Origin of the sequence: Pedobacter ginsengisoli, assembly GCF_030244015.1 — a bacterium.
GTDB lineage: Bacteria > Bacteroidota > Bacteroidia > Sphingobacteriales > Sphingobacteriaceae > Pedobacter > Pedobacter ginsengisoli.
Map to the genome: position 1 here is coordinate 1,234,208 of NZ_JASSYX010000001.1, position 20,092 is coordinate 1,254,299.

General features: G+C 39.1%; 13 protein-coding genes. 9 read left to right on the top strand and 4 right to left on the bottom strand.

Annotated features, from left to right (window positions below; all coding sequences use genetic code 11):
* Positions 1-130: 130 nt before the first annotated feature.
* From QEP08_RS05300 to QEP08_RS05310, 3 genes are read right to left on the bottom strand one after another with little or no spacing between them, the layout of a single operon-like run.
* Positions 131-2,269, bottom strand: a complete 2,139-nt coding sequence (locus QEP08_RS05300) for an OmpA family protein (RefSeq protein WP_285056439.1) — start codon at positions 2,267-2,269, stop codon at positions 131-133.
* A gap of 2 nt (positions 2,270-2,271) precedes the next feature.
* Positions 2,272-3,198, bottom strand: a complete 927-nt coding sequence (locus tag QEP08_RS05305; protein WP_285056440.1) for a PorP/SprF family type IX secretion system membrane protein — start codon at positions 3,196-3,198, stop codon at positions 2,272-2,274.
* 2 nt (positions 3,199-3,200) lie between these two features.
* Positions 3,201-6,020, bottom strand: coding sequence for an Ig-like domain-containing protein (locus QEP08_RS05310; protein WP_285056441.1), 2,820 nt, complete (start codon positions 6,018-6,020; stop codon positions 3,201-3,203).
* Positions 6,021-6,374: 354 nt separating this feature from the next.
* Between QEP08_RS05310 and QEP08_RS05315 the strand changes: the two genes are divergently transcribed.
* From QEP08_RS05315 to QEP08_RS05355, 9 genes are all read left to right on the top strand, one after another.
* The gene (locus QEP08_RS05315; RefSeq protein ID WP_285056442.1) at positions 6,375-7,064 is read left to right on the top strand and encodes a TolC family protein; all 690 of its coding nucleotides are present in this window, start codon (positions 6,375-6,377) and stop codon (positions 7,062-7,064) included.
* On the top strand, positions 7,065-9,203 hold the full coding sequence (locus QEP08_RS05320; RefSeq protein WP_285056443.1) for a GumC family protein: 2,139 nt from the start codon (positions 7,065-7,067) through the stop codon (positions 9,201-9,203). It begins immediately after the preceding gene.
* Between the two features lie 10 nt (positions 9,204-9,213).
* A complete protein-coding gene (locus tag QEP08_RS05325; RefSeq protein ID WP_285056444.1) occupies positions 9,214-10,410 on the top strand; it encodes a glycosyltransferase in 1,197 nt (398 codons plus the stop codon).
* 126 nt (positions 10,411-10,536) lie between these two features.
* Complete coding sequence (locus QEP08_RS05330; RefSeq protein WP_285056445.1) at positions 10,537-12,042, top strand: O-antigen ligase family protein; 1,506 nt, start codon at positions 10,537-10,539, stop codon at positions 12,040-12,042.
* A gap of 30 nt (positions 12,043-12,072) precedes the next feature.
* Positions 12,073-12,927 (top strand): glycosyltransferase family 2 protein, encoded by an 855-nt coding sequence (locus tag QEP08_RS05335; RefSeq protein WP_285056446.1) that lies wholly within the window; start codon positions 12,073-12,075, stop codon positions 12,925-12,927.
* A gap of 27 nt (positions 12,928-12,954) precedes the next feature.
* Positions 12,955-14,148 carry a glycosyltransferase gene (locus QEP08_RS05340; RefSeq protein ID WP_285056447.1) on the top strand — a complete coding sequence of 398 codons (1,194 nt, stop codon included), beginning with the start codon at positions 12,955-12,957 and terminating at the stop codon, positions 14,146-14,148.
* The gene (locus tag QEP08_RS05345; RefSeq protein ID WP_285056448.1) at positions 14,138-15,037 is read left to right on the top strand and encodes a glycosyltransferase family 8 protein; all 900 of its coding nucleotides are present in this window, start codon (positions 14,138-14,140) and stop codon (positions 15,035-15,037) included. Before QEP08_RS05340 ends, QEP08_RS05345 begins: the two co-directional genes overlap by 11 nt.
* Positions 15,038-16,564, top strand: a complete 1,527-nt coding sequence (locus tag QEP08_RS05350) for a lipopolysaccharide biosynthesis protein (RefSeq protein WP_285056449.1) — start codon at positions 15,038-15,040, stop codon at positions 16,562-16,564. It abuts the gene before it with no gap.
* A 2-nt stretch (positions 16,565-16,566) separates the two neighbouring features.
* Complete coding sequence (locus tag QEP08_RS05355; protein ID WP_285056450.1) at positions 16,567-17,640, top strand: glycosyltransferase family 4 protein; 1,074 nt, start codon at positions 16,567-16,569, stop codon at positions 17,638-17,640.
* A 6-nt stretch (positions 17,641-17,646) separates the two neighbouring features.
* On the opposite strand, the gene QEP08_RS05360 is transcribed toward QEP08_RS05355, so the two are convergent.
* Positions 17,647-20,076, bottom strand: coding sequence for an LruC domain-containing protein (locus QEP08_RS05360; RefSeq protein ID WP_285056451.1), 2,430 nt, complete (start codon positions 20,074-20,076; stop codon positions 17,647-17,649).
* Between the last annotated feature and the right edge of the window lie 16 nt (positions 20,077-20,092).

The following is a 20,092-nucleotide window of genomic DNA, read 5'->3' on the forward strand; positions in this document are numbered from 1 at the left end:
CGATCACTTTTATGTAAGTTGTGCCAGACAAGGGTACACAAGCCAACTGCAACAATAAAGAACAGAATGTAAATAATATATTTTCTTCTCATGTCAGAAGATTTTATGACCTCTCGCTAATATAGCGAGGTTATCTTTCATTACAATTTTGCCTGGTTATGTTCACACCATTTAAAATGACATCAAATTCTGTACGTCTGTTTAATTGCTGATCTTCCTCTGAGCAAGGCACATCGTCATAACAACGATTTACCAGCCTTGTTTTACCATAATATTCTACTTTTACCCGATCCGGAGCTATTCCTTTTGATATGAGGTATGCCTTTGCCGATTCGCCTCTTCTCAAGGATAAATTTCTGTTGTATATTTCAGAGGCCCTTGTATCGCAATGGCTCGAGGTAATGACTGATATATCAGGATATTTTTTCATTAGTATAGCCAGTTCATCCAAAGCAGGCCTCGCATTAGCCCGGATCTCACTCCGATCCAGATCATAATAAATATTATTTACAAAGAATACTTTTTTTAAGGAATCGCAATTGCTGAGGACATATTGTTGCGGACTCTCTGTTTTATTTAAACGAATGTTTAGCTTAATTGTCGAATCCTGCACAATGCCGACCGAAGTTACAAAGCCGAGCTGATTCACATATCCTATTTTTTGCGCCGTAGTTTCATAATCTGTTTCCAGGGAAATTTCCTTTCTGAATTCGCCTTTATTATTTACTTTTAAAGTGTCAGTTCCGTCCAAATGTCTCAACAGTAAACGGCTTCCCCCCAAGGGCAGTCTGGTCCTGGCGTCAGTAATTGTTCCTTCTAAGAGAACCATATGCTGACTTCTTTTAAACTCGTAAATATCATCATCACCTCTTCTGTTAGAACTGAAGAAGCCGCTTTTGCCATCAGCTGCCCTGATCATTGCAAAATCATCGGTCGGCGAATTAATCGGAGCGCCGAGGTTTTTCATTGCTGATACTGGCTTCATTTCCTTTAATGCTACTTCAAAAAGATCTAAGCCGCCCAAACCTGGATGACCGGTAGACGCAAAAATTAAAGTCCCGTTTTTGTCCAGATCAGGAAACATTTCATCACCCTCGGTATTAATTTGCTTGCCTAAATTCAGGGGCTGTGTCCATTGCCCGTTTCCGGATCTGACACAGTAATAGAGATCGCTTCCGCCGTAGCCGCCGGGCCTGTCAGAAGTAAAAACCAAAATATTTCCATCTCTGCTCAATGTGGGATGTCCGGTCGAATATTCATTGCTGTTATAAGTAAACTCTGTAATTTTTGTAAGGTTTTTTCCGGAAGCTATATAGAGCTTCAATTTATTTATTCTGTCCTTGCTGGTCTGTTTGTTGCCTGGAGTATAGTTGTTGCGTGTGAAGATGATAGAACCATCCGGAAATACAGCTGCGGCTCCTTCATGAAACCTGGTGTTGATATTTCCTCTTACCGGTTTAACAGAGATCTGTTTTTGAAGCATTACCGCAATCGTATCCCGCTGAAGGGCAGGAGTATATTGAACGAGGGTTTTGGTGTCATTGCTTGTTGGAGCAGTATCGTCATCATTAAAACGCAGATCTTTTAATTGATCTTTTTTTGCGGCTCCTATTAAACTGTCGGGATTTACCGTTTTTATGTCTTTTAAACTAACAACCGAAAATATATTGGAGAATGGCGTGTTGTTCCAAAGAAAAATGCCTGTTCCGGGTTTGAAATTTTGTCTGTTACTGGTAAAAAGCAAGCCATCTTTATAATATACAGGTGCATAGTCAGAGCCCTGAGAATTAATATTCAGGTAGGAAATTTTCCAGTTGCCCTGGTTCTTATTTAAATTGCTGATGTTAGTCCTTGCAAAAACGGCGGCTCTTTTATCTTTAGGAACCAATGTAAGGTATTTTCTATACCACTTTTCTGAACGTTCGTATTGCTGTTTGTTTGCCAGTACCTCCGCATAATAAAGCGCCCATTCAGGTTTAATATTTTTCTGAAGGCCTAATTTCTCATACCACTTTAGCGCCTGGTCATAATTTTTTATCATTCTGTAACTGTAAGCGATCATTTCCTGGGCATTTACGTTTGCAGAATCAGTTTTCAGTATTTCGCTTAATTTGTTTATAGCGCTTATATACCTTAAAGATTTAAATTCATCTGTTGCTTGTGTTACTGCAGAAGATTGTTTAATGTTAGACTGGGCATATCCGTTTTTAATTAAACAGGATATCAAAATCAGTGCACCGGAAAAGGCAATTGTTATATTCAATTTCATGTTTAAAAAAATCTTGGAGATAAAATTTTTCCTGATTCGAAGCCAAATTCATAGCGCAGCATAATTTCATGACTTCCGGAATTGAAATTCTGTAAACGCGTTACACTATGATCGTAACTATATCCGATACGTATATTTGGTGTGACCTGAAGTTCAATTAAACCGGAAATGTCTGCATTTGTGCGATACTGGGCCCCGACACCGACAACGTTCTTTACCCAAAGAGTAGCATTAAGATCCGCTTCAATAGGAGCTCCTTTAACTCCTTTGATAAGAAAAGACGGCTTAAGATCAAAATCATCGGATAATGGGAGAACATAACCGGAAGCAAGAAACATATGGATTTCCTGTTTACCGCTGAGCCTTGTTCCGTTATCATCGGAAAGATCGTTGGGTATCAGATCCTGCAGAGATATGCCTAAATAAAACCGGTCACTATTATAGTAGACGCCAGTACCAAAATTAAATAATGTTTTATTGATGTTGGTGGCAAAAGCCGGATCAAGCCCCTGGTTTGATCCAAGCGAAACCTCTGTAAGATTGACTTTAAACTGATTAATATTGGTCTGAAGACCAAAACTTAGTGAACCTTTGTCCATACGGATTCTGTAAGCAGCACTCAAAGAAGCGCCATTTGTCTGGGTTTTACCCAGTTTATCGGAATATAATTGTGCGCCAAGACCTATTTTTTTGTTCAGGAACGGAGCATCGGCCGATAGGGTACCTGTTTTCGGTGCACCTTCTATTCCTGACCACTGATTTCGATATAGTGAGGTAATTGAAACAACGTTTCTGCTTCCGGCGTAAGCAGGATTAATTGCCAGTGTATTAAACATATATTGCGTATACATCGGATTTTGCTGTGCTTTCAAACTATTTCCAATAAGAATTGAAATTGCACAATATATAATTAGTTTAATTTTTTTCATTTTTATCTGCTAATCGTTAGATAACCAACACGTCTCTCTTTGCCATTTATAATAATTATGTAATAGTAAGTGCCGGCCGGTACTTCATTTCCTACATAAATTCCTTCAGTAGTTTTTCCATTCCAGTTATTTTTATAATCTGCTGAACGGTAAATCCTGTTGGCCCATCTGTTATAAATCTCCAAATTGATCAGTTTACCCTGACTGTTTTCGATCGTAAAGAAATCATTTATGCCGTCCCCATTTGGAGAAAAACCACCAGGAATAATTATGTCCTGAGCTGTTAAAACCGCAGGTGTAGGGATGGATGGAGAATAATCGCCGGGAGTAACCGGGTCCGGATTCAGACCATTTGTGGACTGGTCATTTGTTTCACCACCATCGCTTTCGGAAAGCCCCTTTGTAAATGCTGTATTGTTGAAGGTCCCGCCATCAACAATTCCTATCGTAACCTCCAGTTCAACGATTAATTTGAATTTAGCCTGTATCATACTGGAAGGAAGCAGCATTTCTTTTATTTGTTTTCCGTCATACGATTGATTGATAGCCAAAGTTCCTGAACCTGTTAATTTCCGAATGATGATAGAAGCTCCGGGAAAAGCCGTGCCGAGATCATCAACTAAACTTACATTCTTAATCTGGATGTCTCCGAAATTGACAATTGTAAATACATATTTTAGATCATAACTGCCGTCAAGATTTTTCGTAATCGCAGTTAATGCTTTCGCTAAACCAATACGCGCTGGTATTTTGACAGAAAGATTCACCCGACCTGGCGTTGATTCGGCTCCATTACAGTCTCTTATGATGTAAGTGAAATCATCGGCACCACTGTAATCCGGATCGGCCGTATATAAAACCTCTGCAGTAACAGGATTTACAGTAACTGTGCCATGCTTTGGCTGACTGGTAATAATAATAGTACCACATGCAGGTGGAATAATATCTATTTTCTTTGGCCGGCCTGAAATTGCATCAGCGGAGATGTCAGGAGCTACAGGTTTAGGTGAATTTATTGCGATAGTTACTATGGCAGTATTTGATTCCGCACCGTAGTCATCCTTAATTGTATAGACAAAAGAGTCAAATCCGCTATAACCATCTTCCGGTCTGTAAGTTACTGTTCCTGTCACAGGATCAGTAACTAAGGAGCCATGCAGCGGTTGGCTCTTAATTAATACGCTTGACTTATCGATCGTTGTATTACCGTTTGCATCTATGTCATTAATTAATACAGGAAGAGCGATGAAGGTATTTAAAGATGTTGTAAAAACATCATCATTGGCAACAGGAATATTGTTGATTGTGATTTGAACGTCATCCGTCACCTCACAGCCTCCTGCAGATTTAACTGTCCATCTAAAAATATAAATTCCTCCTGTCAGGTTCGTCACCGTAGTATTATTCGTTGCAGAATTTGTAAAAACAGCAGTATTAGGTCCGGAAACCTGGGTCCATATTCCCTGACCAGCAGAAGGAACGCTTGCCTCCAGGAAGAATGCGGCCGGCACAGCACTCACATTTACCAGTTTATCCGGTCCTGCATTAACCGAAACAGGAAGTGAAGCATAAGTCAATGAAATGGCTGCGACATTGGATTCCTTACCATAACTATCCTTGACGGTATAGTTCGCGGTGGCAAGACCCGTAAAAGATGCTTCAGGAGTGAAGAGTACCAGTCCCTGCTGATCCAGGCTAAAGATACCTTTATTCTGAACGCTGTAAGTACTTTGAATACCAATAGTTAACGGATCAAGATCAATAGAAGAGGTGACAATTATTCCACCGTCATTATTAGACACGTCATTCGCAAAAACATTTATTGAAGTTGTTTTTCCCTGACATACAATAGCCTCATCATTAACTGCAGTGGGGCTGACAAAGCGGTCCTTCTTATAGATATCAATTATTACATTCCTGATCTCATGAAAATTAGTTTGGTTGCCGGTTGAAGAAGCCAGCCCATATCGTAAAGTAGCCGGAGCGGTTTCAGGATAATAGAAATTGTCAATTACAGTGGAAGTAACCATAGGGGATCCACCTCTGGTTATTCTTACTGTAATATTATATCCACCGGCTGGGTTTGGTACCAAATCCAGATAAACCTTTCTGTATCCCTGATTTGTAGCAATTGGTTGCCGGGCACCCGAACTGCCAACCAGGCTAAACCCCGGTACGCCGTTCACAGGGTCAGCAGTCCTGACAGTCGTCAGAAATTTATAATTTTCCGGCGTCAGGCCAGAGCCGTTACCCTTCCCCCTTAAAGTTACAGATCCGGGCCTTAAACCCGGAATTCCTCCCTGACGTCCCTCGGTAGGATTAGAAAAGTTCCCGAACTCATCTAAGCCGATGGCCAGATAGCCTTTACTCACACCAGGAGATATGGGATTCGTGGTGTTGATTTGTGCATATCCCAGCGATCCCCCAAATCCTCCGATAACAAAGGGAGAAGCCGTTGCATCGAATAAGAAAAAACTTATACCGTCGGCTCCGTTTCCCCCATAAATGTAATACTCAAATTCGGCGCTCAAGCCTTCTGTAGACGGAAAGTTTGCATTGCTATAAATATAACCTTTTTGGTTTTTTGTGTTGTTAGTCAATCGCAGGTAGCCTTCTCCGTTTGCGTCCAGCGGCGTTCCAGTATGTGCTCCAGCCTCATATCCGCTTCCCCCGGCGGTTAAAAATGCCGAAGGGGCTCCCCCAAAAGTAATTCCGGTTGCGGTGGCCCCCCTGAAACTTTCTATATAAGGAAATTGTGCAGAAACATCTGCAACAATAAAGAAGAATACAAGAAATAGAGCAATTTGTAATTGTTTTATCATATTGTTGGCGAAAATACAGATATACGGGTCAAATTATAATTTGTCTAAAAATACACATCAAAGTAAACAAAAATAACGCCATCAGAAATTGTGAACGATGGAAGCTGTTAATTGAGTTTAAACCGACATTATTTCGGTGAATTCAGTGGTTAACAGATCAACTTAAAAATCTTATCGGGTAAAAATTTCTCAATGCGTGTAAGTTTGTTCTCATTTAAACTGTTTAAATTGGCTTTAGACTTGCAAAGGCCTTTGGTACAGTCTTGGTTATTGGATAATAGTTTAAATGATTCTTTACGTTTCACTTATTTCTTTATTTTTACTGTTTTAACAAGCTAATTGTACAAAATATATATGAACTTAAAAAAAGGTATTGCAATAGTTAGTTTTGTATTTCTTAGTACCGCACAGGCAAAATCCCAGGAAAGTATGCTCAGCGATTTTTCTTATCTTTATATGGAAAAATTAATTGCTGTAGCTAAGGAAAACTATCCAAAATATAAAACCTTTGATCATCAGATAAATATAGCGAAATATAATCTTAATCAGCAGAAGAGTTCATGGCTCGATCCCTTTTCGTTTTCATATATTTACAGGTCAAACAGTAATGCCGTAAACAGTTTGGACGATAATGTAAACCTGCTTTTAAGCGGGTATCAATTTGGAGTTACCATAAGTCCCGGTTTTTTTCTAAAAAAACCATCCACCATAAGAGCGGCTAAAGAAGAGCTTAAACTTGCTCAGCTCTCAAAAGCAGAATATGATTTAATGTTGGAATCGGAGGTTAAAAATCGTTATCTTGTATACCTGCAGAGCTATAATATTTTGAAAATAAGAACAAAAGCGGTGTTGGATGTGGAATCCTCTTTTAAGTTGATTAAGGCGAGGTATGAAAGGAATGAAGTTTCTTTTCAGGATTATAATAATGGGTCAATAGCATTGTCTTCGGCTTATGAGGGCCGGATTACCGCTGAGAGTAATTTGAGTACAGCAAAGGTAGCGCTGGAAACTTTATTGACAAAGAAACTGGAAGAAATAAAATAGATGGAAGAGATCAATCGTTTTTTGCGCTTACTCAATAAACATAAATATATAATCATCGCAATTCCGATGATTGCGATAATCATCGCTTTCTTTTTAGTCCGTAATCTGCCTGATTCTTATGTTTCTCAGGCTCAGATCTCTACCGGCATTGTTGACGAGACCCAGAATATTTTTTCACGCGCCCAAACTTCGTCCAAGAGCTATGACATATACCAGGAATTCAGTAACCTGGTCGAGATGATGCGAATGAAAAAAATGCTGGACCAGATTTCCTATAAACTTATTCTCCACGATTTAACGGCGCCGGTACCTTTCAGACCATTGAGTAAAGAAATTAAACATCTGTCCGGTTCCGCAAAGAATAAGATTGTGGCAACCTTTCAGAATAATTATAATGAAACAAAGTCGCTGAACTTATGGAACAAGGAGCAGAATGACCTGCACCAGCTGCTGCTTGCTATGAACTATGATAGTGAATCCATCCGGGGGAAACTTAAAACTTACAGGGCAGGAGATAGTGATTTCATAAATGTTGAATATGAATCTGAGAATCCGGAGCTTTCAGCTTTTGTTGCAAATACGCTATGTTCGGAGTTCATAAAGTATTATACTGTTTTAGTTAAGACCAATCAGCTTAAGGCAAATACATTTCTCGGCACCCTTTTAAAAGAAAAGAAAGATGCCATGAATGAAAAGATACTTACGCTGAGGAATTATAAAGTAGCCAATCGTGTACTTAACTTAAATGAACAGTCAAGTCAGCTTTATGAACAGATTTTGCAGTTTAGCAACAGACGACAAGAAGCAATAGAAGGTATAGCTTCAAAAGGTGGTGCAATAAGTGAAATCGATAAGAAGTTCAATCCGGGGGAACGTGGTTATCTCGAATCTACTTTAACAAAGGTTAACCAGGATATTGTAGGCACCCGGGAAGACCTCAGAAATCTTTATGATCTCTATATAGAAAATAATTTCGAAACCGGTTACAAACAGTCAATAGACTCCTTGCAAACCGTTCTGAATTCACAAATAAACGCGTCTACTGATCAGTTTATCTACAATCCATTGGTTTCGAAACAAGCACTGGTTGAACAAAAACTGAAATTGGAGATAGAGCTTGACCTTGCCAGATATAGTATGCATTCCATGGAAAAGGAATTAAAGCAGCTCAATCAGGAGTTTGATAAACTAGTGCCACATGAAGCAGATGTTCAGAGTATGGAAAGAGATGTCGAGGTGGCCAGTAAGGAATACCTGGATATATTGGACAAATTCAACCAAAGCAGTATGGAATCTGCGTTTTCAATTAAACTTAAATTTATTCAGCAGGCGATGCCCGGTTTAGCGCAGGCCTCCAAAAAAATGCTCCTAATCCTTTTAAGTGGTATAATTACTTTTATATTTTGCCTGATGGTCCTTTTTATACTGTATTTCATAGATAAAAGAATAATAGCACCAAAAGATCTTGCCAATAAAACCCGATTACCGGTGTTAGGCGTCCTTAGATCTATGAAGGGTTTTATAATAAATCTGGAGAAAATATGGCATACAGATACCAGTGAACCCGTTTTAAGAGAATTTAAAGATCAACTTAGATCTATTCGGTTTGAAATTGAGAACGATTTAAAAGACAAAGTATTATTGATAACTAGCTTAAGTGAAGGAGAAGGGAAGACTCTGTTGACGCTCAGTCTGGCCTTTGCATGGAAAATGACAAATAAAAGAATCCTGATTATAGATGGAAACTTCAGGAGCCCTCGTATTAGCCAAACAATCTCTTCATCAGTTTACCTCGAAGATTATTTTACGGGCAAAGTAAATCTTGAGGACATTCAAGTAAATCAAAATTTTGAATTAATGGCGACCCGGGGAGGAGATTTGTCCATCTTTGAACTGGTAAGCCAGGATATAATTAACGAACGGATAGAAAGACTGAAACGCGTATTTGACATTATCATTATTGAAACGGCGGCCATGGATCAAATGAACTTATCTAAGGAATGGATACTGTTTGCGAATAAGGTAGTTGGAATTTTTGAGTACGGTCAGGTAATTGATGAAGAAAAGAAACAGCGGATTGACTATTTCGTTAGTCTTGGAGAAAAATTTTCCGGATGGATACTGAATAAAACAGTTTAGATTAGCATAAATGGATACATTGATTTGGTTTCTGTGGTATCTTGTTCAAATCGTAGTCTTATTTCAACTCATATTCCCGGTGTTGTTATGGGCTTTGTGGCTCGTTTTCAGAAGGAAGCATACGCTGCCTAATCCCGCACCAAATCAAATAGACTATGCGGTTATCGTAACAGCTTATGAGTACACCAATACCTTGGCTGCAGCTGTTGAATCCATTTTGAAAGCTGACTATGAAAACTATATTGTCTATATAGTTGCAGATAAATGCGATACCTCAAACCTTGTTTTTAATGACAGCAGGATCTTAATTTTGACACCTCCGGAAATACTGGGCAGCAACACAGCTTCCCATAACTACGCGGTAAGTAAGTTTATTCGGAAGCACGACAGACTTACAATTATAGATAGTGATAATTTGGTTCATCCTCAATATTTTAACGAACTCAATTTATTTTCAAACGAATTAGCTATACAGGGCGTAAGAGCTGCAAAGAATCTTAATACCACTATTGCGTGTCTGGATGCAGCCAGGGATATGTACTATCACTTTTATGATGGGCAGATCCTGTATCAACTGGGTTCTTCAGCAACATTGTCAGGCTCTGGAATGGCTTTTGAAGTGGAATTCTATACAACGTTTCTTAAAAATAACAAAGTCATCGGTGCCGGATTCGATAAAGTATTACAGAACTATATAGTTAGCCGCGGTATCCGAATCGCATTTAGTGCCAATGCAATTGTTTACGATGAAAAGACCTCGAAATCCGATCAGTTGATTAAGCAAAGGGCCAGATGGATAAATACCTGGTTTAAATACTTTAAGTATGGTTTCTCAATGGCTTACAATGGCATAACCGGTTTAGACAGGAATCAATTTCTTTTTGGTCTTATACTACTGAGACCACCATTGTTTTTGTTTCTTATTGCTTCTGTCTGCTTTCTGCTTGTCAACAGCTGGATAGATCCTTTAATGGCCATAGTATGGCTCGTTGGCCTTTTATTATTTGTTACAGGGTTTTTCATTTCACTTTTTTATGGAAAGGCTAATGATAAAATATACAGATCACTGATCAACATTCCTTATTTTGTTTATCATCAGGTCATTTCTTTATTAAAAAGCAAGTCTGCTAATAAACATTCTGTTGCAACAAACCACTATCATTCTCAATCAATAGGGACCTTAAAAGAAAATAATGATGAGAATTGAACCCCAAAAGATAAAAGTTAATAAAAATAAGGTTGATGACCCTATTGGTGAATGGAGCAGAAGAATAGCGATCTTTATCGTTTTTATAGCACTCTTCTATTTTTTTATTAAACTTTTAGTATTGTAATGCGTGGTCTTGGTCAGACAAATTTCGACAGCACAGCAAAGAAATCGATGTCATCGTACCTCGAAAGAATTTTCCTGACGGAGAAGTTACAGAACAAAGAGGGGTTTGCTTTTTTTACGGTTTTAGCTGGAATAATTACTTTGACCACCGTCTATTTTGGTGTTATTGGGGTAATTGTAATTTTAATCGTCGTTTTAGGATTACCCGCAGTTTACGGTATTGTAGCTTATCCTAAATTTGGAATCATTACGCTGCTGGTCAGTTCTTATTTTATCATGTATATCATAAGAATGAATCTTGTGGAATTTCCATTGGGAACCTTAATGGATGCAGTGCAGGCCTTACTGATACTAGGGTTTTTCATTAAGCAGAAAAGCAGGCCCGACTGGAAGATTTTTAAAGATCCCATTGGTATAATGATGCTGATCTGGATTTTTTACAATATTTTCCAGGTTGCAAATCCAACGGCAGAGTCTAAGATGGCATGGCTTTATACCATTAGATCAATTGCCGTGGTGATGTTAATGTATTTCATTTTTACATACCACATTCGTGATATCAAGTTTATCCGGCTTATCATAAAGATATGGCTCATACTTGGTCTTATCGCTGCGATTTATGCATTTAAACAAGAGTATATTGGTTTTTTTGGATTTGAAGAAGCTGAATTGAGAAGTGAACGACTAAGGAAGCTTTTATTTATAGCCGGCAGATGGAGAAAGTTTTCTATTTTTTCCGACCCGGTCGCATTCTCCTATAATATGGTTACTTGTGGTATATTTTGTATCAGTATGTTGTTCAGTACCATTAAAAACTGGAAAAAAATGGTGCTAGCGGGAATGGCAGTCATCTATCTTTCGGCGATGCTGTTTTCGGGAACAAGGGGTGCCTATGTGCTTATCCCGGGAGCCATCGGCCTGCTTACCATTATCAATTTTAACAAACGCATTTTCTTTTTCACTATCGCTGCCGGTTTTTTTCTTTTAATAGTTATCAACATCCCGTCGTCTAATTCCACGATCAGGAGGTTTCAGTCTGCTTTTAAGCCTTCCGATGACGCTTCATACAACTTAAGAAGTGCCAATCAAAAAAGAATACAGCCATTTATTCAGTCTCATCCCTTTGGCGGTGGGCTTGGCGCTACCGGTGTATGGGGAGCAAGATTCTCGCCAAATTCCTTTTTGGCCAAGTTCCCACCTGATAGTGGTTATGTAAGGGTTGCAATTGAACTGGGATGGGTTGGACTCTTTATCTTTTGTGCTTTGATGTTTACTATACTTAAAACGGGAATTAATAATTATTATAAAATTAAAGATCCGGAGTTAAAGCGGTATAGCCTGGCAATGATTCTAATCGTATTTGCTTATATGTTGGGGAATTATCCCCAGGAAGCATTAGTTCAATTTCCTTCAAATATTTATTTTTATCTTTTTACCGCATTACTTACCTTAACTTACAAGCTTGATCAGGAAACAGCCCCATCTGACAATCCGTCGAAGCCGTAGAGCCAGATCGTTATTAAATTAATTATCCCTATGAATATATTTAAAGTTCCGGAATGGATAAGCCAGTTTAATTTTGGATACCAAAGTTTTGATGAAATTCCGGAACAAACCTTTAATACGATCAGGAGAGATCTGGAGCATATTGTTAGCAATGAACCTGTTGTAAGTATTTTAATATCAGCCTATAATGAAGAGGTTAATGTTTTGAAATGCCTTGCTTCCTTAAGCAAGACAAAATCCAGTCACCCATTAGAGATCATAGTTACCAACAACAACTCCAATGACAATACGCAGCTAACACTCGACAAATTAAATGTGAAAAACGTATTTCAGGGAATCCAGGGTTGGGGGCCTGCACGGCAAATGGGATTAGAACATGCAAAAGGAACCTATGTTTTACTGGCAGATGCCGATTGTATCTATCCCGGCACATGGGTCGATGAAATGATGAAAGTATTAACAAAACCCGGGATCGTTTGTGTTTACGGCAGGTATTCATTTATTCCCGAACCAGGATTCCCAAGATATAAACTCTATATTCTTGAACAGCTCAAAAATATAATTGCTGAATACAGACAGCTTAAAAGACCTTATCTGAATACCTACGGGATTAGTATGGGTTTTGTTAAAGCATATGCCTTAAAAATAGGCTTTATCATGGAAAAGGTTAGAGGTGAGGACGGCAGGTTATCTTTTGATCTGATGAAATATGGGAAGATTGCCCAGGTAAGGTCAAAAAGAGCAACCGTATGGACAGGCCCAAGAACCCTGGAACGTGACGGCAGCTTTTCTAAAGTACTTACCAAAAGAATAACTAAAGAACTTAAAAGGTTTTTTACCTTGTTAAGTCCTGAAAAACCACATGACACCAAGAAATTAAAGTAGTAAAGTAAAGCATAACAGCGTACCGACATGAATTTCATCTTTGTAAGCCTTCAGCGTATCAATACAGACAGGGAGTCTACATCTACAAGCCTGGCAAAAGAACTTGCCAAAAGTCACAACGTGCTATATGTCAATCCGCCTATAGACCGTAAGGCCTGGTGGCTAAAATCAGATGATAAATATGTAAACCAACAGATCACTGATATAAAAAAAGGAAAAGCCGGACTGGTGAAGTCCGCAGATAAGCTTTGGATATTAACGCCAAAACACATTATCGAATCTATTAACTGGATACCATTTACCCCTGTCTTTTCTTTGTTGAACAGGTTCAACAACAATAGGTTTGCTAAGGAAATCAAAGCGGCTGCGAAGGAGATTGGATTTGAAGATTATATCATTGTAAACGACAAGGATATTTTCAGAAGTTACTATTTAAAAGAAATTCTGAGACCAAAATTGTATATCTATCTTGACAGGGATTATACGCTGGGCTTTGAATATTGGAGAAAACATGGTTCCAGTCTTGAGCCAAAACTTATGAAAAAGAGTGACCTGATCGTATGCAATTCATTAGATTTTACTAAAAATGCCAGAAGATATAACCAAAATAGTTTTTATATCGGTAATGGATGTGATTTAAGCATCTTCGATCCGGATAAAGAATGGGAAATGCCTGAGGAATTGAAAACTATCCAAAGGCCGATAATCGGATATGTTGGAGCGCTCAATTCACAGCGTCTGGACATTAACATGATTGCCCGGATTGCAAAAAAACTCAGCAACTATAGTTTCGTATTTATCGGACCGGAAGATGAGGGATTTAAAGCCAGCGAACTCCATCAGATTTCAAATATTTTTTTTATCGAAAAGAAGCACACACAGATCATTCCCGGGTATATCAGCTATTTTGACGTATGCATAAATCCACAACTAATCAATGAAATTACGATTGGCAATTTCCCATTGAAAATAATTGAATACCTGGCCATGGGAAAACCTGTAGTGGCAACCGTAACAAATACAATGACAGAGGTTTTTTCAGGCCATTGCTACCTGGCGGTAACCGCTGAAGAATTCGCTTCAGCTATTGATCAGGCCCTGGCAAATGACACTGAGCTTTATCAACTGGAAAGGATCAGGTTTTCGAAAAATTACAGCTGGGAAAATGTATCAAACATATTTATTAATGCAATTAGAGAAGTAAGCAACAATGAAGTCTAACAATACCATAACCATAGTTGTCGTTTGTGATAATCATTATCTGGTGCTGCTTGCCGCGCTGATCAAATCTATAGAGATCAATCATAAATCTGATGAAAAAATTGTAATTTATATTGTAGAAGACAAGGTAAAAGCAAAAAACAAAGCTAAATTTGAAACTTCAATTGATCAGAAAATGATTACTATAGAATGGATCAATATGGAGAAAGTCATTCCGGAAAATACGACACTTCCTTTAGATAGAAGTTCTTATCCTTTGAATATTTATATGCGTTTATTCATACCCTCTTTCCTTCCGGAGAATGTTGACAAAGTACTGTATCTTGACGTGGATATGCTTGCTCTGGCCGATGTTAGTGAACTGTGGAAAACTGATCTTGGCGGCAACATAGTGGGAGCGGTGGTAGACCCGATAGGTACCATAGGCAACAAATGGGGGGGGATAGGCAATTACGAGGCTCTCGGGCTTTCCCCGGAAGCCAAATATTTCAATACTGGTATGTTATTAATGGACATTTCCAGCTGGAGAGAAAATAACATTACAGAACAAGTTCTGCGTTGTGTTAAAAACAATAAAGAGTTTGCAAACTTTCCTGATCAATATGGGCTGAATATTGTTTTATATAAAAAGTGGAAGGAACTGGACCCATTGTGGAATTGTTTTTCCAGTCTGGATATCGAAAAACCATTTATTATACACTTTAACCACCGAAAACCGATTTACAGATCATATGACAAAAATACACAATACCAGTCGCTTTTTTTTCATTACCTGAATCTCACTAAATGGAAGGGGACAAAACCGATTGGAGAAGTAAGAAGATACTTGAAAAAGATTAATAATATTATTGAAAAGCTGTTAAAAATGCCTTTTGCAAAGCCGCAATAGATGAGTCCAGACCTAAAAGAAGCAAATAAATACGATAGTTGGTTTAGCATCGACCATTTAAAGGACGATCTTAAGTCAAGATCCGTCAGAGGCGGTTTTAGTACGGTTACCGGACAAGTCTTCTCATTTGTGTTGAATACCCTGTCTACGATTGTAATGGCAAGGCTGTTGTTACCAGCAGATTTTGGCCTGGTCGCAATGGTCACAGCAGTAACCGGATTTGTGACCATATTCAAAGACCTCGGACTCTCGTCGGCGATTATGCAGAGATCTGAAATCAATCAAAAACAAGTTAGCGCGGTATTTTGGATAAATGTACTCATCAGTTTTTGCGTAGGACTGGTTGTGGCAGGTATCACACCATTTATGGTTAGTTTCTATAACGAACCGCGACTTGCCAGCATTACACTTGTGTTTGCGCTCAGCATTTTTATTACCGGCTTATCCATTCAGCACAATGCGCTAATGCAGCGTCAAATGAGGTTTTTTTCTTTATCGCTGATCCAGTTGGGATCTACCTTGCTCAGTCTGGTGATTGGGATTACGATGGCCATTTTCGGATACGGGTATTGGTCGATAGTTGCGATTTCCGTCTCCAGTCCTTTGATCAGTTCAATAGCGCTATGGCTCGTGTGCGATTGGCGGCCCAGCTTTTACAAAAGAGACAACGTCAGTTCGTTTTTAAGATTTGGTGCCGGGATAGCAGGCTTTGACCTGATCAATTATTTTTCGAGAAATGCCGATAATGTATTGATAGGCAAGTATGTTGGCTCAGTGGCATTGGGTTTGTACTCAAAAGCATACCAGCTTTTAATGCTGCCGATCAATCAACTCAAAAACCCCCTCACTTCAGTTGCACTCCCCGTTTTAAGCTCATTGCAGAAAGACCCGGCAAAATATACCTCATTTTATACCAGGTACCTGTTCGTACTTGCTTTCTTTTCAATGCCCATAGTCATGTTCATGGGCATATTTGCAGAAGAGATCATACGAATTATATTAGGCGATAAATGGACCAGTGCGGCCTATATTTTTCAGTTATTAGCCATTACAGGATTTATACAGCCAATTACAAGTACACAGGGACTGGTGCTGATAACTACTGGAAGAACTACCAGATACTTTTATCTGGGCGTATTCAATGCGTTTTTTACTGTTTTAGGATTTATCATCGGCATTAAATGGGGTATAGCCGGTGTCGCTATTTCTCAGGCAATCGTCCTTTACTGTCTGTTTTTTCCTTTGTTATATTTAAATTTTCATCAGTCCCCAATCCGTCCGAAAGCATTCCTAACACAAATAACGCTTCCGTTCGTATTTTCGCTGACCAGCGGGGCCGCTATGTATTTATTGAAGACAGGACTGCAGTCGTTGAATATAATAATTATGGTTTTTTTAGGGTTTCTCTCGGGATTAATTGTGTATCTTCTTTTGTGGATGGTTTCAGCTCATGGCAGGAAAAAATTAAAGGAACTGGCAGAGATCTTTACCCTGCTTTTAAAGAAAAAGAGTCCAGCTGATATTTGATTATGAGTAAATTTGGAATTCTGGCGTGGCCGGCCTATTCGACGAAAAGTAGTAATCCTTACAACTTTTTGATCTATTCTGAAATTGAAAAGAAGGGGTACAAGGTATATGAATTCGATTTTAATCTAAAAAACATCGTAAAGTTTTCGTTTTCAACAAAATATATGATTTTTCATATCCACTGGCCGTCAAATATTTTGACATGGTCGACAGCACTACAGGCAAAAAGACGGCTGGGGATGTTTTATCTTTTTCTTAAGATCATAAAGATCTCAGGTAAAAAAGTCGTTTGGACAGTTCATAACTTACAATCGCACGAAAGTGAGCATCCCGAATTGCAACAGCGTTTATACAAGATGTTATACCAGCATGTGGACGGTTTTATTAGCTTAAACCGGAGTGGCCTTGAATACATAAAGGAATCCTCATTAAACAAAAAACGACAAAAGTTTTGTTACATACCTCACCCACATTATAAAGGATACTATCAAAACGACCTTACCGGGGCACAGGCAAGAGCAAAGCTAGGCATCAGTGAAGAAAAAAAAGTATTTCTGTTTTTAGGACAGATCAGAAGATACAAAAATGTCGCCGGATTGATCACAGCATTCAAAGCTTTAGACCTTCCCGACAAGCTGTTGCTCATTGCGGGAAAAGTGCATGATGAAATGAAGGAGGAAATGGCTCTGGAAAATAAAAATAACGGAAATATAATTATCCATGACGTATTTGTTGACGATGCAGAGCTGCAGACCTATTTTAACAGTGCAGACCTGGTCGTAAACCCATATACGAATATATTCAATTCAGGATCAGTGTTTCTAAATATGAGTTTTAATAAACCCACACTGGCCCCCGCAATTGGTGCGTTTCCCGAAATACAAAAAGAAATAGGGAATAAATACGTCAAACTATATCAGGACGAAATGATTTCTTCTTCTGCCTTGTACAAATCCATGCACGAAGCGCTCGAAGAAAAAGAAACCCTCAGCGACGTCGATCTATCCGTGTTTAGCTCTGATCAGGTAGCCGCTGAGACCCTTCAATTTTATCGTAGATTGCTTAGCAACGCCTAGGTAAAGCTATTTAACTGAAAACACCTTCGAATTATCTACGTTCCCGTCAGTATACCAGTCCATATTGGTTTTTCCTAAACTAAGTGCCCACTTGCCAAAACTTAGGTAAGCAGAAGTTACTGTTGTTTTCTCTATTGGATATTTGAAATTGCTCACCGGCAATTCGATTGCCCATGGCAGATTTTGATCTTTGCTGATATAGCTTACATATCCGCTGCCCACCTTTCCTCCGCCAACAGTACCATCATCTCCTGTCCGGAATAATTTGGTATCGGCAAAATCAGTAGGTTTCCTGTTTTTCAAATGAGTTTCATAACCCCGTCCAAAACCAACGGTTGCATTCCAAATGAAAGGATTATAGTTCCCAATTCCAAATGCCTCTACGGTAATACCAGGCTTCACGTCGAAACTTACATTATATTTAACAGGGTCAGATGTGCTTTCGTTCGGTATGGTGTTCCATCGTGCCTGCTGCTCGCGGCTGTCTCTGAACAAGATCAAAACAAGATCTTTCGAAACAGGTTGTTCTTCGATCTCTGCGCCAGTAACATTGCTGACACTTGAACGTGCGATGTCAAACTGAATACCGGCGCCATTTTTATAACTGCCACCGGTGGCATGCAGGGTATAATTTGCATCAACATGTACTACCTGATTGGCCGCGTTACTGATGATCTGATAGCGATAGGAAATCACGATATCATTCATGTCATAATCACCTTTCAACGGAAAGTTATCTTCAAAAGCGACAGTTGAGCCTCCATTGGCATAATTATAAGACTGGTTGATGAAAGCCCTGTCCGGATCCTCAGGAAATGCATCCTTAGAATTCGGGATTCCGTCATTGTCTGTATCCGGATCTATAGGCTTACCATTTCCTTCATTACAATCCGTAGCCTGAATGAACATACCTTCGCCGGTAGTAGATTTGGCAGTGGCATCAAAATGTCTTGCCTGTATTTTGCCGGAAGGGTCGGCATATTCAATAGATCCCGTAATTTTTGGTGCATTACCGTTATTTATATTATCATAAGACGTACTGACCACCCTGAACAAGGAAGTACTTCCTTCCCCTTTAAGTGTTCCGTCCAGTGAAAGAATCACATTTGTTTTAAAAAGTGCGCCATTTCTCAAAATGGTAGAGCCTTTCAGATTGGATTGGCTGTTGACCTGTATGTAGCTGTTATTGATGATGTTGGCGTTATTGTCAAACAGGTTTAAGGTGATAAACTTACAATTGTTTATCAACGTGCCACTATTTTGAACATAATTCTGAACAGTTACAGAACCTGAATTCGTAAAAGTTCCGCTGGCTGTCATTTTTGAATTAGATGCACTGATTGTTCCGGTATTGTTAACCGCAGGACCATTGTTAAACATGACCTCGCCGCTGGCAACAGTCCAGTTTCCGGAGTTGTTAAAAGTACCGGCAAGAGTGATTTGTTTGGTTTTTAAGATACCAGTATTGACAAAATATGGATTATTGTTCGAATTAAAATTACCCTCCGCATTTAAAGTCCCCGAGTTCGTAAATCTTGCACCCGAATTGAAGTTTCCGGTAACGGTTAGCGTACCATAATTGGTTCCGTCACCATTAGATTCAGTAACGAAATCACCTTCCACACGCATGGTACCCTGATTAAGGAAATTGTTTAATACCTTAACATTACCCGTAGTAACCGTACCGAAATTTTTAAAGGTTGAAGGACCTTCCCAATTTAGATTGTTAAAACGCACAGATGCACCCGATGAAACAATCACTGTCACGTTACTTGCCATTTTCAAGCCCTCGACAACGACCCCTGTACCACAGATACGCATAGTACCACCATTTGTGTTTTGCACCTTGACCGTAATGTTGTTCCCGGTTACGCAATACGTATTTCCGCTTACCATGTCAAAGCTGTTCTGACTGGACTGGGTGATCACCACCGAACAATCTCCGGTGCCGCAGGACGGGCTGTTTTCCTGAGGCAGAGCCATTATTGTATTTCTGTTAGGCGCTGAAGATGTGGTTGTTATAATATCTTTATCGCCCATTGATATATCAACATGATTACCATTTGCCAGAATTTTTCTCGATAGCTCAGTGCCGTTAGGAGCATATTTTTCAATCCAGACCTCAGTCAGGGTAGTGGGCAGCGAGATTTTTGTACTATAGCTACTGGTGATGGTTGCAGAACCTCTTGAAAGCAATGCACCACCGGTTTTAGGATCCGCAGTATAAATGGAGATCACATGAGCTTTGTTTCCATATTGCGTATCACTTACACCAATATTAAAAGTTATATCTCTGGACGTAGCCCAGCTAAATTCAGGCGATGCATTTAAAGAGTTAATGTCTACTTGTGGTACCTCGTTAGGAAGTGTATCCTTTTTGCAGGATACTAGTGTCATACTTAAGAAAAGGAAAATGAGGGGTAGTGCTATTTTCATAAATTCTAATTATTAC

What these genes read in the sequence shown, in the direction of transcription:
- QEP08_RS05330 (WP_285056445.1), top strand. Translation starts at nt 10,537, where the DNA reads ATGCGTGGTCTTGGTCAGACAAATTTCGACAGCACAGCAAAGAAATCG.
- QEP08_RS05310 (WP_285056441.1), bottom strand. Translation starts at nt 6,020, where the DNA reads ATGATAAAACAATTACAAATTGCTCTATTTCTTGTATTCTTCTTTATT.
- QEP08_RS05305 (WP_285056440.1), bottom strand. Translation starts at nt 3,198, where the DNA reads ATGAAAAAAATTAAACTAATTATATATTGTGCAATTTCAATTCTTATT.
- QEP08_RS05345 (WP_285056448.1), top strand. Translation starts at nt 14,138, where the DNA reads ATGAAGTCTAACAATACCATAACCATAGTTGTCGTTTGTGATAATCAT.
- QEP08_RS05325 (WP_285056444.1), top strand. Translation starts at nt 9,214, where the DNA reads ATGGATACATTGATTTGGTTTCTGTGGTATCTTGTTCAAATCGTAGTC.
- QEP08_RS05340 (WP_285056447.1), top strand. Translation starts at nt 12,955, where the DNA reads ATGAATTTCATCTTTGTAAGCCTTCAGCGTATCAATACAGACAGGGAG.
- QEP08_RS05300 (WP_285056439.1), bottom strand. Translation starts at nt 2,269, where the DNA reads ATGAAATTGAATATAACAATTGCCTTTTCCGGTGCACTGATTTTGATA.
- QEP08_RS05320 (WP_285056443.1), top strand. Translation starts at nt 7,065, where the DNA reads ATGGAAGAGATCAATCGTTTTTTGCGCTTACTCAATAAACATAAATAT.
- QEP08_RS05360 (WP_285056451.1), bottom strand. Translation starts at nt 20,076, where the DNA reads ATGAAAATAGCACTACCCCTCATTTTCCTTTTCTTAAGTATGACACTA.
- QEP08_RS05315 (WP_285056442.1), top strand. Translation starts at nt 6,375, where the DNA reads ATGAACTTAAAAAAAGGTATTGCAATAGTTAGTTTTGTATTTCTTAGT.
- QEP08_RS05335 (WP_285056446.1), top strand. Translation starts at nt 12,073, where the DNA reads ATGAATATATTTAAAGTTCCGGAATGGATAAGCCAGTTTAATTTTGGA.
- QEP08_RS05350 (WP_285056449.1), top strand. Translation starts at nt 15,038, where the DNA reads ATGAGTCCAGACCTAAAAGAAGCAAATAAATACGATAGTTGGTTTAGC.
- QEP08_RS05355 (WP_285056450.1), top strand. Translation starts at nt 16,567, where the DNA reads ATGAGTAAATTTGGAATTCTGGCGTGGCCGGCCTATTCGACGAAAAGT.